Source organism: Ruegeria sp. YTSC003 (assembly GCF_059609785.1).
In genome coordinates, this window is the sequence record NZ_JBXWMK010000015.1 from 18,355 (window position 1) to 31,928 (window position 13,574).

9 protein-coding genes are annotated in these 13,574 nt (G+C 55.8%); 5 read left to right on the forward strand and 4 right to left on the reverse strand.

What is annotated here, in order from left to right; genetic code table 11:
• The first annotated feature begins 9 nt into the window (after nucleotides 1-9).
• Nucleotides 10-1,173 carry a hypothetical protein gene (locus tag AC2FFH_RS20745; protein WP_496769542.1) on the forward strand — a complete coding sequence of 388 codons (1,164 nt, stop codon included), beginning with the start codon at nucleotides 10-12 and terminating at the stop codon, nucleotides 1,171-1,173.
• Here AC2FFH_RS20745 and AC2FFH_RS20750 read toward each other — a convergent pair.
• Complete coding sequence (locus AC2FFH_RS20750) at nucleotides 1,170-4,796, reverse strand: flavoprotein (RefSeq protein ID WP_496845237.1); 3,627 nt, start codon at nucleotides 4,794-4,796, stop codon at nucleotides 1,170-1,172. The two genes, AC2FFH_RS20745 and AC2FFH_RS20750, sit on opposite strands and share 4 nt — an antisense overlap.
• A 418-nt stretch (nucleotides 4,797-5,214) precedes the next feature.
• Between AC2FFH_RS20750 and AC2FFH_RS20755 the strand changes: the two genes are divergently transcribed.
• Both AC2FFH_RS20755 and amaB read left to right on the forward strand, forming a co-directional pair.
• Nucleotides 5,215-6,321 carry a saccharopine dehydrogenase family protein gene (locus tag AC2FFH_RS20755; protein ID WP_496845238.1) on the forward strand — a complete coding sequence of 369 codons (1,107 nt, stop codon included), beginning with the start codon at nucleotides 5,215-5,217 and terminating at the stop codon, nucleotides 6,319-6,321.
• 18 nt (nucleotides 6,322-6,339) lie between these two features.
• Complete coding sequence (gene amaB / locus AC2FFH_RS20760; protein WP_496845239.1) at nucleotides 6,340-7,836, forward strand: L-piperidine-6-carboxylate dehydrogenase; 1,497 nt, start codon at nucleotides 6,340-6,342, stop codon at nucleotides 7,834-7,836.
• 45 nt (nucleotides 7,837-7,881) lie between these two features.
• Here the strand turns inward: amaB and AC2FFH_RS20765 are convergent, their stop codons facing one another.
• Nucleotides 7,882-9,459 (reverse strand): DUF5928 domain-containing protein, encoded by a 1,578-nt coding sequence (locus AC2FFH_RS20765; protein ID WP_496779859.1) that lies wholly within the window; start codon nucleotides 9,457-9,459, stop codon nucleotides 7,882-7,884.
• A 144-nt stretch (nucleotides 9,460-9,603) separates the two neighbouring features.
• Here AC2FFH_RS20765 and AC2FFH_RS20770 point away from each other — a divergent pair, with 144 nt between their 5' ends.
• On the forward strand, nucleotides 9,604-10,422 hold the full coding sequence (locus tag AC2FFH_RS20770; protein ID WP_109311313.1) for a sulfotransferase family protein: 819 nt from the start codon (nucleotides 9,604-9,606) through the stop codon (nucleotides 10,420-10,422).
• A 9-nt stretch (nucleotides 10,423-10,431) separates the two neighbouring features.
• Here AC2FFH_RS20770 and AC2FFH_RS20775 read toward each other — a convergent pair whose 3' ends face one another.
• Nucleotides 10,432-10,881 (reverse strand): NUDIX hydrolase, encoded by a 450-nt coding sequence (locus tag AC2FFH_RS20775; protein ID WP_496845240.1) that lies wholly within the window; start codon nucleotides 10,879-10,881, stop codon nucleotides 10,432-10,434.
• Nucleotides 10,882-10,996: 115 nt separating this feature from the next.
• The gene (gene ilvD / locus AC2FFH_RS20780; protein WP_496845241.1) at nucleotides 10,997-12,829 is read right to left on the reverse strand and encodes a dihydroxy-acid dehydratase; all 1,833 of its coding nucleotides are present in this window, start codon (nucleotides 12,827-12,829) and stop codon (nucleotides 10,997-10,999) included.
• A 107-nt stretch (nucleotides 12,830-12,936) separates the two neighbouring features.
• On the opposite strand from ilvD, the gene AC2FFH_RS20785 reads away from it, so the two are divergent.
• Complete coding sequence (locus AC2FFH_RS20785; protein ID WP_108861682.1) at nucleotides 12,937-13,491, forward strand: helix-turn-helix domain-containing protein; 555 nt, start codon at nucleotides 12,937-12,939, stop codon at nucleotides 13,489-13,491.
• Nucleotides 13,492-13,574 lie beyond the last annotated feature (83 nt).

A 13,574-nucleotide genomic window follows, 5' to 3' on the forward strand; every position in this document is an offset into this window, starting at 1 on the left:
AGGGGCTGAATGAGCATAGAAAAGAAAGTCTGGCTGATCTCGGGTTTTGTTACGCTGGGTCTGGCCCTTGTTCTGTTCAAACTCTGGATTGAACTGAATCATTTTGACGAGGATCCGACGCAACTGCCAGATCAGGCGTCGGTCGACGCTTATCTGCAAGACCTTCCAAATTTGCCAAGCTATCAGGTCAAAACTGGCATATTCATCAAATCTTTCAGTTTTACCGGTGCCAGCGATGTGCATGTCAGCGGTTATATCTGGCAGCATTATGAGGATGGTGTGCATGACGCCATCAAACCAGCCGAAGGCGAAGTGGGGTTCATCCTGCCGGAAGCTGCCGAGGCAGCGAGTGGCCTGATTGAAGAAGCCTACAGGATAGATCAGGGCGGGTCCGAGTTGATCGGCTGGTACTTTGAACAGACCTTGCGCCAGGCCTTTGACTATACCAGTTATCCGTTTGACCACAAAACCGTCTGGGTCCGTTTCTGGCCGGGTGAGTTTGACGTAAATGTGGCTCTAATCCCTGACTTTTCGGCCTATCCGGCCACTGGGCCGGACGATATCTTTGGCATCGACAACCGGATCGTCATGGGAACGTGGGAGCGTGAAAACACATATTTCGACTATCGCCTGTCCGATCTGGATACGACCCTGGGCATCGGAAAGAACGAATATCAGACCAACCTGCCCGAGCTGCACTATAACTTCGTCATCAAACGGAACTTTGCGAATGCCTTTATCGTTCACATGATCCCCCTGATTGTTGTGACGATGCTGCTGTTCGGGGCCGTCATGACGGTCACGCGACGCCCCAATCTGGTGGAACGGCACGATTTCAGTACGTCCAGCGTTATCGGCACTTGCTCGGTCCTGTTTTTCGTGATCCTGCTGGCACATGTACAACTGCGCGAAGGGTTCGCCGGATCGCCCGTGATCTACATGGAATCGTTCTTTTTCCTGATGTATTTCCTGCTGCTGGCAGTGTCGGTAAACACCTACTTCTTTGCGGCCGAGGCCGTGCCGTCCCTGTGGTTCATCCACTATAAAGACAACCTGATTCCCAAGGCCTGCTTCTGGCCCTTTGTCCTGTCGTGCATGGTGATCATCACGGCCTATAACCTCAGCCTCAAGGACATCCCTAAGGATGAGGCCGGGATACAGGTTCAAAACTAGGTGGGCGGCTGCCACCCGGGTTTTTGTGTGCCTGTCGCCATGTCCAGCGTGTATTCCCCGACAACCCCGGCTACGCCCTGATCCAACTGGTCCAGATACTTGGTGGGCTGCGCGATCACGTAGGCATAGGCGGGTTTTTTCACACCGTCGATCAGCACATTGATCCGTTTGCGGACATAGACATTCTCGGGTGATCCGGGTCCGTGGTAACCTTCGAGCTGGTCTAGCTGTTTCAGGCCCGATGAGGTCACCCGATACACTTCTCCGCATATTGGATGGCCGCGCCCTTTCTGGTCGACCAGCGTGGCCATCCTGTGCAGGAAGCCACAGTTCGGATTGTCGCAATGCGGCTCATGCGGCACGATCAGAGGCATTCGCTGTCGCGTCACGGCCTTGCCAACGAAATCATCCAGCACATCGGCGTGGGCTTCGTGGTTCGGGAAGCCTTTCTTCAACGAACCATAGGTAAAGTAGAGATAGGTGCGCTCACGGTCATCAACCACATCGTCTTCGCCCTCTTCCTCAATCTCGGTCAGCGTGTGGCTGTTGGCCCAGTCATCCAGCATGGCCAGCACGTCTTTTGATATTTTGGCGTCTTCGATTTCATGGGCGTTTTGCAGGAAATGGATGCAAGCGCTGGCATCAATGCCATCCGCTGCCAGCAGAGTTTTGACCATTTCGACCGAGTTGTTCATCACCGCCACGTGCAGGCTGGTAAACCCATGGTCGTTGGTCGCATTCACGTTGATACCGCGCCGTATCAGCTCTTGTGCAGCCTCCAGATCAGGTTTGCCCAGGTCCTGCCCGTTTTCGTTCAGCTCGCCTTCGCCGCCTGCTGCGTAGTGCAACAGCGTGTCGCCATTGTGGTCATCCACGATGTCGATCCCGGCCATGCCATTGTCGATCGCCTCGAACACACGATTCCATTGTTCGAACTCATCCGATGCGGCGGCTTCTTGCGCCCATTTGCAGATGTTGTGTTCCTGATCGGCCAGTTCCTCGAACGCTTCGTCCAGAACCTCCATGATCTGGTCCGGGGTCGCCATCATGCCAATCCCCATCATGCCGTTTGACAGCCGCCCTTTCCGGGGACCGACCAGATCAACACCCAGATCGCGCAGCTTTTCGACATTCCTTTGGGTAGTGACATTGTTCCACATGTTGGTGTTACACGCCGGGCAAAGGATCGCCGGTTTGTTCCGGTACTGCCAGGCAACAAAGACCGAGGTCAGAAGGTTGTCGGCAATCCCATTGGCGATCTTGCCCATTGTATTGCAGGTCACGGGCGCCACGATCACGCAATCGGCCCAGTCACACAAGGCAAGATGCGAGGCGCGCAGGGGCATTCCAAATTTGGTGTAGCGAAAGTTCCATTCGTCGTCATCGCGGTAATAGTCGTTGTGCGAGATATAGTCCTCGACCTTTTCCGGCTCGTACCCCCGTTCAATCTCGACGCCCTTTTCGATCTCGATATCGCGAAAGAACTTCTCAGCGGAAACCGACGGGATCAGTTTCACGTTGTGGCCAGCGGCGGTAATTTTCTTTACCAGTTGCGGCACCTTGTCTGCGGCAGAAGACCCGCAGGCACACAGCAATACGTTGCGTTTTTCGCTGGGGGCATCGGTCAGCCCACCCTTGGGATAGCCAAAGATGTTCTTGTCCAGGCTGGGAGATTCATTGCGCAGCAGAACCGGCAATCCGGCCTTCTTGATGTCTTTTTGAAATTGACCATTAAGGATTCTGTCTACGATGTCCTTGCGCGTGCCCTGAAACACATTCTGGAAAAACAGATATGGAACCGTTTCCTTGCCGGTTCTAGCGATCAGTTGCCTGCGCATTTTCATGACATTTGCCCCGTGCCCCTCGACATCAACCAGCTTGATGTCGGTGATGCCGATATTGGCCAGAATACTGCGCAGCATGTAGGACCAGGGGTCTTCATCCGCATAGAACAGAACAAGCGGGTTTTTTTCGGTGATATGGTCTACGTCGGACGGATCTTTTGGGGCTTCACGTTCTTCGATTACCAGCAACGCAGGTTTCGTAATGTCCCGAAGACCGCGGAACAAATGTCCGCGTGGCGCTTGCCACACTTGTGAGGTCGCGGGGCTCATGTCCACAACCGTCACCATATCGGTGGCCTCTTTATATGCGATACACAGGCACCAGAACTCCTCCAACAGGGCCGTTTCGCGGAACGCATTCTTCGGGGGGCGAATGACCTCAGACCCCAGTACCTTGTTGAAATCGATATTGATCATCAGGTGACGACCTTTGTCATCGTTCAGGCTTAGCAATTGGTGGCGGAACCAGTCTTCGGGTGATTTGATGCTTTTGTCCGAACGATTGGCATAGCTGCGGAAAGTGCTGCCCAGATGCACGTCCGGTTCCTGGCTGAGGTACCGTTGCGCCATCGCGTGCATTTGCCGGGCGGTCGACACGCGGCTAAGCGCCTCGGCCAGATCGGTTTGTGTTGCTCTCAGCAGTTTATCCTCGTCAACCTGTTCATCCCCAAGGATGGCCAGGCTTTCGGCAAGAACGCCCATCGAGTTCATGTTCGGGCTGGCCCGTCGGAACAGGTTACGCCGCTTTTTGGGGTCCTTGGCCAGGTATTCCGTACTGTCGACATAATTGCAGTCCTGCTTCAGGGTTTGCAGGTATGTTTTGACAGCGTCTAGCGCCGAAAACCGCAGCATCCCCCGTGATCGCATCGATGTTCCGTCGCGGTCGGTCATCCCGGCCCACAGTCGATCAATGGTTGTCACCCATAGCTTGCCGTACTTTTCCGGGTGAACGTCCATCATATGAACGAGGCCGGTGCTGGGGTTGCACTTTGCGATAATGGCGAAATGGCCGCCCGGCATGTTTTCCTTGCCATGTGCGACACCGACCTGAAAGTTCGCCACAAGGATATCGTTCTTTCCACCCAGCCGATTGGATTCGTCTATTGCCTCAAGCAGCAGATCCACGGATGTCGTGGCCTCATCCATGAAATAGGCCTGCACCTGAATGACATCGCGCAGGTCCTGGGTATGGATGAATGTGCAGGCAACATCGAAAAGTTCGCCCAGCGATATTCCGTCGTTTACGACAAACGAGGTTGGCAAGCCGCATTCGCGAAAGATGTCGTTGACTTCGTAGCTGAATCCAAGCGCCGACATGCTAAGGGCTGCCGCAGTCACGCTGCAGCAATTGATCGGCTGTTGATAGTTTTTCAGATGCACGCTGACCAGATCGCCAAATAGCGTATCTTCACAGGCATCTTTGATCTTTTTCGGGATTGCCTTCCATTGGTGTTTGGGCAGATAGGCCAACCGGGTGCCCGGAGTGGCCAGGGCCTGAAGACTGACGGGAATGTCCTCGATTTCGAGATGTTCTTCGTAAAAATAGTCCCCGCTGTCTGCGGTCGCCAGAACCGCTTTGTCCTGCCGAAGCTGAACCATGCCGCCAAGGACCACAAACATACCCTCAGAGGGCAGGACCGTCTCTTCGGATACTTCGTAGAATTCGAATTTCGAATGAATGACTGATGAATCCTTGGATGGCAGGACCTCATCTATCAATTTCAAATCGTCTTGGGATGGGTTGAATGATTGAGAGCTTTCAATTGGATCTTTAGGCACGTCTTGTCCCCCCTGAACTTCGCCGTGAAAATTGTCAAAGACCCAACGCAGAAGCTTGTTCTTGGGTCAGGCACCCATCGGTCATACAGAATAAAAAAACCGGCCTGACGTAATTTCCCGCGCTGGGCGGACCGATTGAACACATTGATATGCGCGAACAAAAGGGTCCAATTGAGCGCACTGTATAATATCTGAATATAAAAATCACTGGCGTTGTTGATTGGGCCAATTGCGTTGCAGCCATAGGGTGATCATGTCGTTCATCGCGCCGCCGAGTGCGGAAGCTCGTACAGGTGGTGCGACGAATTGACAAAATTATCGTCAATATGACAAGCATGACCGCGATTTCGTCAAGATTGCCCCTGCGTTTCGGACAGAAGCGGCCTCATACTTTTAAAAACGAAAAAGGAGGCGCGTTTTGAGCTGGAACATTTGTGTCATCGGAGCAGGCAAGATCGGTCAGATGATCGCGACCTTGCTGAAATCATCGGCCAACTACTCGGTCACAGTGGCCGACCGGGATTTGGCTGCGTTATCAGCGTTGAACAAGCAGGGCATTTCGACCCGGCAAATTGATGTGAGCGACGAAGTGCAACTGACCGAAGGTCTGGGTGTGTTCGATGCCGTAGTCTCGGCGGCCCCATTCTTTCTGACGCCGAAAATTGCCAAGGCGGCCAAGGCCGCTGGTGCACACTATTTTGACCTGACCGAAGACGTCGCCGCGACCAATGCGGTGCGTGACTTGGCACAAGGCAGTGATACGGCGTTCATGCCGCAATGTGGTTTGGCACCGGGTTTTGTCGGTATCGCGGGGGCATCGCTGGCGGCGGAATTCGATGAAATCGACAGCCTGCATATGCGGGTGGGCGCGCTGCCGCTCTATCCAACCAACGCGTTGAAATACAATCTGACCTGGTCCACCGACGGGTTGATCAACGAATACTGCAACCCTTGCGATGCCATCGTGAATGGTGAACGAGTCAAAACCGCTCCGTTGGAGGATTATGAGCTGCTTGGCCATGACGGGGTGGAGTACGAATGTTTCAACACCTCAGGCGGTTTGGGCACTTTGCCCGAAACACTGGACGGCAAGGCGCGGGCGGTGTCCTACCGCTCAATCCGATATCCGGGCCATTGCGATATCCTGAAACTGCTTCTCAAGGACCTTGGCCTGGAACATCGCCGCGATCTGCTGAAGGATATTTTTGAGACCGCGCTGCCGCGCACCGATCAGGATGTGGTGCTGGTCTATTGCACCGCAAAAGGCATGATCGATGGCGCGCTGCGCGAGAAATCCCTGATCAACAAGAGCTTTGCCCGCACGATTAACGGACAGATCTGGAGCGCCATTCAGGTCACCACAGCCGCAGGAGTTCTGGGCGTGGTTGATCTGATGCGGACCGGCGCGCTGCCTGCGAAGGGCTTTGTCCGGCAGGAACAGGTGAACCTGTCCGATTTCCTGAACACCGAATTTGGCCGGCTCTATCGCGCCGGCGACGTAACCGAACAGAACAAGGCGGCCTGAGATATGAAAGACATCGTGATGACAGCCCAAACAACCCTCGCCAATCTGGATCTGACCGAGGCCGAACTGACCGGCGGCACGCTCAAAGTGACGTCTCCGATTGATGGCAGCGTATTGGCCGACGTGCATGAGACGCCCGTTGCCGACATGGAAGCCATCTTTGCCCGTTCTAAAACGGCGTTCAAAGAATGGCGGACAGTACCGGCCCCGCGCCGGGGTGAGCTGATCCGCCTGTTGGGAGAGGAACTGCGCGCCGCCAAGGACGATCTGGGTGCTCTGGTCAGCTGGGAGGCTGGCAAGATCACCTCGGAAGGCTTGGGTGAAGTGCAAGAGATGATCGACATCTGCGACTTTGCCGTTGGTCTTTCGCGTCAATTGTACGGCCTGACCATTGCGTCCGAACGCCCGGGTCACCGGATGATGGAGACGTGGCATCCGGCAGGTCCGGTCGGCGTGATCTCGGCCTTCAACTTCCCGGTTGCAGTGTGGTCGTGGAATGCGGCATTGGCGCTGGTTTGTGGTGACCCGGTGATCTGGAAGCCGTCCGAGAAATCTCCGCTGACCGCGATGGCGTGCCAGAAAATCTTTGAACGCGCGTTGGCCCGGTTTGGCGATGCGCCGGACAATCTGCTGCAAACCCTGATCGGTGGCGCAGCGCTGGGCGAAGCCTTGGTCGCAAGCGAAGACGTTCCGGTTATCTCGGCCACAGGGTCCACCCGTATGGGTCGCGCCGTTGCGCCCATCGTGGCGCAACGCTTTGGCAAGTGCATTCTAGAGCTGGGTGGCAACAACGCGATGATCGTTGGCCCCTCGGCCGATCTGGAAATGGCTGTCCGTGCGGTTGTGTTCTCGGCCGTCGGTACGGCCGGTCAGCGCTGCACCACGCTGCGTCGCCTGATCGTACACAACTCGATCCGCGAAGAATTGGTCGGCCGTTTGAAAAAAGCCTATGCGGGATTGCCCATCGGCAACCCACTGGTCGAAGGCACGCTGATAGGCCCGTTGGTAGACGAAGCCTCGGGCACGGCCATGACCGCTGCGCTTGAGGCCGCAAAGACTGAAGGCGGCACCGTACACGGTGGACGTCGTGTAACCGAGGGTGTGCCTGCGGGCGTCTATATGGAACCGGCCATTGTCGAAATGCCAGGCCAGACGGCGGTGGTAAAAACTGAAACCTTTGCGCCCATCCTCTACGTCATGGGCTATGACGATTTTGATGATGCGATTGAGCTGCAGAATGACGTCCCGCAAGGCCTGTCTTCTTGCGTCTTTACCTTGAACATGCGCGAGGCCGAGCAGTTCCTGACCGCAGCCGGGTCGGATTGCGGCATCGCCAACGTCAATATCGGCCCGTCGGGTGCCGAGATCGGCGGAGCCTTCGGCGGTGAGAAGGAAACCGGTGGCGGGCGCGAAAGCGGCTCGGACGCGTGGAAAGCCTATATGCGTCGTCAGACGAACACTGTGAATTACTCGGCTGAGCTGCCCTTGGCGCAGGGCGTCAAGTTCGACATTTGAACCAATTATCCAGCGGCGCTTTAAAGCGCCGCTGGACGTTTCAGATTAATCGGCAAAAAGATAATCAAGGCTCATGATGGCTTGCGCCTTGTCCCGCGACACGCCCAGAAACTCGGCAATCGCGGTCTCATTCTCAATATTTGAGTTGGTCTCGCGGATACGCAGGTATCCGTCAAACTCTGCCTCGCGGATCAATTCGGATTCGTGCACTAGTGAACTGCGCAGCGCCGGGATCAGACGGGCCACGGTTTCCCGAGGACTGCTGTCCCCGGCCAACCCAACCCGGCGAGCGTGACCGATCAGATAGTCGTCGGAATACTCGCACTCGATTTCAAGAACATGGCTGCGGGCCTGAACCGAGCAGAAATCCTGAATGATATCCAGATCTGCGGGATCCACGCACAAGACCAGCTTGTTGGAATCAAAGCTTTCAAACAGCATGCGGGCCACCGCGCGCCGGTGCCGCGTGCGCTTGGCCAGAGACGATTCAATGCCGCCCAGATCAGGCAAAGAAGTGTCTTCTTCGTTGAACAGGTATTCGACGCATGGAATGTCGGTTTCCGAGACGATCTGATCCACCAGGCGCTTGGCAACATGCCACTTCTTGCTCACGATCAGAAACACTTCGCGCTCGGGGCCCAGTGAATTGCCCGCCTCCCAGAACCGCTGCGCATAACGCCGCCCCACCCGGCCGCGCCCGGTCAGAAAGCTGTAAAGATTGCGGCCTTCGTCCGAGATGTGAAACGTCATCCCTTCGGTTGCGTACATCTGACCCAACCTGTCCTTCAGTTCATGGGCTTCGGGGCTGATCTTGCGGGCGAACAAGTAATCTTGGGACAGCAGCAAGTCATAGTGATCGTTGTAGAACGTCACAGGCATGCCATAATCCGAGAACATCAGAAATGTGGGCGTGCGGTTGTCGATCTCAGTCTTGGGGATCAGATGGCGCACCAAAGTCTGAAAAAAGGTCTCGTCCGGAATCCAGGTGGTCGAGAAAAACCGTTTTACATCGGGGCGCTTTTGCAGAAAATCCAGAATCATTTCGATGGTCCTGCGGCGCAGGCACCACCATTGGCTGCCGATCATTATCTGAACGTCTGACGGAATCTCGCGCGTCAGACCAAACCGTTTTTGCAGATTGTACGACCCGTAAAACAGCTTGGCCTGTGTCCGTTCGTTGAAATAGTGCCGATAGATCAGCCGGTCCTCGACCATGCCGGTCTTGATCCAGTTGCTTTCCAGGAAATCATGGCTTTCGACGAAATCAACGTCGTGCTGGTTCAGAAAGTCGTGGATGTACTCAGCCGATTTGATCGGCATGCAGTCACCCGACACCATGTAGAAATGAGTGGCGCGGGGAAACGCATCCACAGCGGCCTGCAGGGCATTCAGCGTGGCCTGAACCAGTGACCACGCGCCCCAGCCGCATTTGATTCGCTTGGCGGCAAAGGTGACATTTGGATTGTCTCTCAAAGCCTCGCGAATGCGTGCGTAAGCAGTCGCACTGGCCCGCGCGTCAAAGTGGATCGCCATGCAATCCCCGGCTGCGGTCAATTGCTCTGCCTGCGCGATGATCGCGTCAGGGTCTTTGTGACATAGCAAAATGTAGGCAATTCTTGCCATATTGGCCTATTGTTTTCCGTTTCTGCCCGTTTCCAACCGTGATACTGAGGATGAGCGATTGAATAAATAGAATATTTTTGGTTTTTTGGTTTCAAATGCTGGCGCGTCAATATTGAGACCAGATCAGCAAAGGAGGCACAGCAGATGGGTTTTCCCGGAACATGGATGACCGAAAGCGAGAGCATGGTTTACCGTGTGGTGCCGAAATGCGCCTGTTCGACCATTGGTCAGATCATGTTTTATTCGGATCACGGGCAGTTTTTTGACGGTGATATCCATGACGCGAAGGACGGGATGCACAAATGGGCCTTCGGCCCAAGTCAGGATCAGATCTCGGGCAATGTGCGGGACCACAAATCCCTGGCCTTTACGTGCGTGCGCAACCCCTACACCCGAATTCTAAGCTCATTCTTTGACAAGATCTGCGGCATTCAGCGCAATGGCAAGCGGTATCGGGGCAATCTGGTGCCGACCTTGATCTACAACTACGGGATCGAGGTTGGCGGTGATGACGGTAAGGGTGAGTTTGATCAGATCGCCAGTTTCCGCCGGTTTTTGCTGTTTGCTCGTGATACGATCCGCTGGCGGCGTCCGATGGATCCTGACATTCACTGGTCGGCCATGTCCGGCCATGTTTCGACCTTCATCGTGAATGGTGGGCAGTACGATCAGATTTTCTGGACTGAGCAGTTCAATGAAGGAATGCAAAGTGTCCTTGATCGGTTAGAGACACCGCACGCTGTGAATTTGTCCGAAATCCCGCGATTCAATGAATCCGAAGGCCATGGGCCCAAACGTGCGCATCCGGTCGAGGACTACTTTGACGACCTTTCGATGCACTTGGTCTACGAAATCTACAAACACGATTTCGAGTTGTTCAAATACGATTTTGAGAACCCGGGCAACAAGATGCCAATTGGGGAGATTGATTTGGACGAAGTTCACGCCAAACTGGGCGATTAGACGAACTGATCAGCGATCGATCAGCCGCTCTTTCAGGCCGGTCGGGTATAGCTCTGGACCGCCGATATCCAGAGCATCCAGACTGAACCATCCTGCCGTCCAACTCAGGCCATTGTCTTCGGTGAATGAAATCGGCGCGTCGGGCCAGTTCAAAAGCTCGGGGCACTGAATCCCGGCCACAAAGATGATCTCATGCCCCTGATGCCCTTCATGCTGGTACAGGTTCTCGATCACCAGCGGTTGCCCAGTGATTTCCACTGTCACATCGAGTTCTTCCTGGAACTCACGTTTCAGCGCGTCACGCCATGTTTCGCCGAATTCGACCGATCCACCCAACGGACGGACACCCTTGATGCTGCCGTCGTCATTTGGGACTTCGGCAGCAAGAAGGCGGTCCCCCCGCCAATGCAAGCCGATGGCTTTGACACGGATACCGTTATGCGGGCGCCAGAATGTCATGCTTTTCACCGATTGTGCTATGGATATCGTTGAATACAAAAGAAAAAGGTCTCGCTAAACGAACTAGCGAGACCTTTGAAGTTATTGCAGTTTGGGTGGTTTGGAAACCGCTTCGTTAGACTTGGCGCACGGCACCTTTCGCGGCACTTGTCGCCAGCTTGGCATAGGCCTTGAGCGCGGTTGACACCTTGCGCTTACGCGGTGCGGCGGGCACCCATCCCTTTTCGTCCTGCTCTTCGCGGCGGGCGGCCAGTTCTTCGTCAGACACGGCCAGATGAATCGTCCGGTTGGGGATGTCGATCTCGATCTTGTCGCCTTGCTTGACCAGCCCGATTTCGCCGCCCTCGGCGGCCTCTGGTGAAACGTGGCCAATCGACAGGCCCGAGGTGCCACCCGAGAAACGCCCATCGGTCAGCAGGGCGCAGGCTTTGCCCAGACCCTTGGATTTCAAGTAAGACGTCGGATAGAGCATTTCCTGCATCCCCGGACCGCCGCGCGGGCCTTCGTAGCGGATCACCACCACGTCGCCTTCTTTGACCTTGCCGGTCAGGATGTCGTTCACGGCCTGATCCTGGCTTTCGCAGACATAGGCAGAGCCAGTAAACGTCAGGCTGTTGGGATCAACGCCAGCCGTTTTCACGATACATCCTTCGCGCGCGATGTTGCCGAACAGAACCGCCAGGCCACCATCCTGACTGAACGCGTGTTCCTTGGATCGGATCACACCGCCTTCGCGGTCGGTGTCCAGTTCCTTGTACCGGTTCGACTGGCTGAAGGCCTGTGTCGTGCGTACGCCGCCCGGCGCGGCCTTGAACAGGTCCTGCGCCGCCGGGTTGTTGGCAACCTTGATGTCCCAGTTGGCAATCGCCTCACCCATCGTGCCTGAGTGTACGGTGCTGCAATGTTCGTGCAGCAGCCCGGCCCGGCTAAGTTCGCCAAGGATCGAGAAGATGCCACCGGCGCGGTGCACATCCTCCATGTGAACATTTTCGGTGTTGGGTGCGACTTTACAGAGACACGGCACCTGACGGCTCAGGCGATCCATGTCGGTCATGGTGAAATGCACCTCACCCTCATGCGCGATAGCTAGCAGGTGCAAAACCGTGTTGGTCGAACCGCCCATGGCAATATCCAGCGACATCGCGTTCTCGAACGCGTCGAACGTTGCGATCTCGCGTGGCAGGAAGCCTTTTTCATCCAGATCATAGTGACGCTTGGTGATCTCAACGATCCGACGACCGGCCTCAAGGAACAGCTCTTTACGGTCGGCATGCGTTGCGAGCGTGGAACCGTTGCCCGGCAGCGCCAGTCCCAGAGCTTCGGCCAGACAGTTCATCGAGTTTGCGGTGAACATACCGGAACATGAGCCACAGGTTGGGCAGGCGTTTTCTTCGATATGCTGGACCTGTTCGTCGGTGAATCTGTCGTCGGCGGCGGCGACCATCGCATCCACAAGGTCGATCTTCTTGGCGTCCAGATCGGCGATGTCGATCTTGCCGGCCTCCATCGGCCCACCCGAGACAAAGATCGCCGGGATGTTCAGGCGCATCGCAGCCATCAGCATGCCGGGAGTGATCTTGTCGCAGTTCGAGATACAGACCATCGCATCAGCGCAATGTGCGTTGACCATATATTCGACCGAATCCGCGATCACTTCGCGCGAGGGCAGGGAATACAGCATCCCGTCATGGCCCATGGCGATACCGTCATCCACCGCGATTGTGTTGAACTCTTTCGCAACACCGCCAGCGGCCTCAACCTCGCGCGCGACCATCTGGCCCAGATCCTTCAGGTGCACGTGGCCGGGTACGAACTGGGTGAACGAGTTGACGATGGCGATGATCGGTTTGCCGAAATCGTCGTCACCCATGCCGGTGGCGCGCCACAGGCCGCGGGCACCGGCCATGTTGCGGCCGTGGGTTGAGGTTCTGGATCGGTACATTGGCATGATGCTGTTTCCCTTTTGCCCCGGTTGCGATATTCGGGTTGCGTACGTTATAGCGCACGTACCACATGTGCGCTATAACGCACAAGAGGATTCGAGAGACGATCAAGATGGCACCGGACGAAATTACGTTAAAACTACGCGATGTGCGGGCGGCCTCGGGGTTGAGCTTGTCCAAAGTGGCCGAGATGACGGGTGTCAGCAAAGCCATGCTGGGTCAGATCGAACGAGGCGAATCCAGCCCGACCATCGCAACGCTGTGGAAAATCGCCAAAGGGTTTCAGTTGCCACTTAGTGCGTTGATCGGAACGGCGGCCCTGCGGGATACCGCCATGCCCGACGTGTTTCACACGGTGACCTTTCCCGGCAGCATTGAGGTCAAGATCGTCTTTCCCTTCGATCCTGCGCTGGGCGCCGAAACGTTTCACGTCGACCTTGCCCCAAACCAAAGCCACGAATCCGCAGCCCATGCCGCAGGGGTGACCGAAGAAGTGTTTGTGCTGAACGGATCGCTTGAGATTCTGCGTGATGGTGACTGGGTACCGCTACAGGCCGGGCAGGGCCTGCGCTTTGCAGCCGATCTGCCGCATGGTTACAGGGCGGGGACGAATGGCGCTGCGTTTTTGAACATGCATCACTATGCGCAACCAGCCGAGGTCACCTGAGGCAACGCGCTCGCTGGAAAGGGTGGGCGACATGAAACAAATATGTGACCCAAGTACAAAGCTATGACTTTATGTCGAGGTGG

Coding starts and splice junctions, on each gene's coding strand:
- AC2FFH_RS20745 (WP_496769542.1), top strand. CDS start 10: ATGAGCATAGAAAAGAAAGTCTGGCTGATCTCGGGTTTTGTTACGCTG.
- amaB (WP_496845239.1), top strand. CDS start 6,340: ATGACAGCCCAAACAACCCTCGCCAATCTGGATCTGACCGAGGCCGAA.
- AC2FFH_RS20765 (WP_496779859.1), bottom strand. CDS start 9,459: ATGGCAAGAATTGCCTACATTTTGCTATGTCACAAAGACCCTGACGCG.
- AC2FFH_RS20770 (WP_109311313.1), top strand. CDS start 9,604: ATGGGTTTTCCCGGAACATGGATGACCGAAAGCGAGAGCATGGTTTAC.
- AC2FFH_RS20775 (WP_496845240.1), bottom strand. CDS start 10,881: ATGACATTCTGGCGCCCGCATAACGGTATCCGTGTCAAAGCCATCGGC.
- ilvD (WP_496845241.1), bottom strand. CDS start 12,829: ATGCCAATGTACCGATCCAGAACCTCAACCCACGGCCGCAACATGGCC.
- AC2FFH_RS20785 (WP_108861682.1), top strand. CDS start 12,937: ATGGCACCGGACGAAATTACGTTAAAACTACGCGATGTGCGGGCGGCC.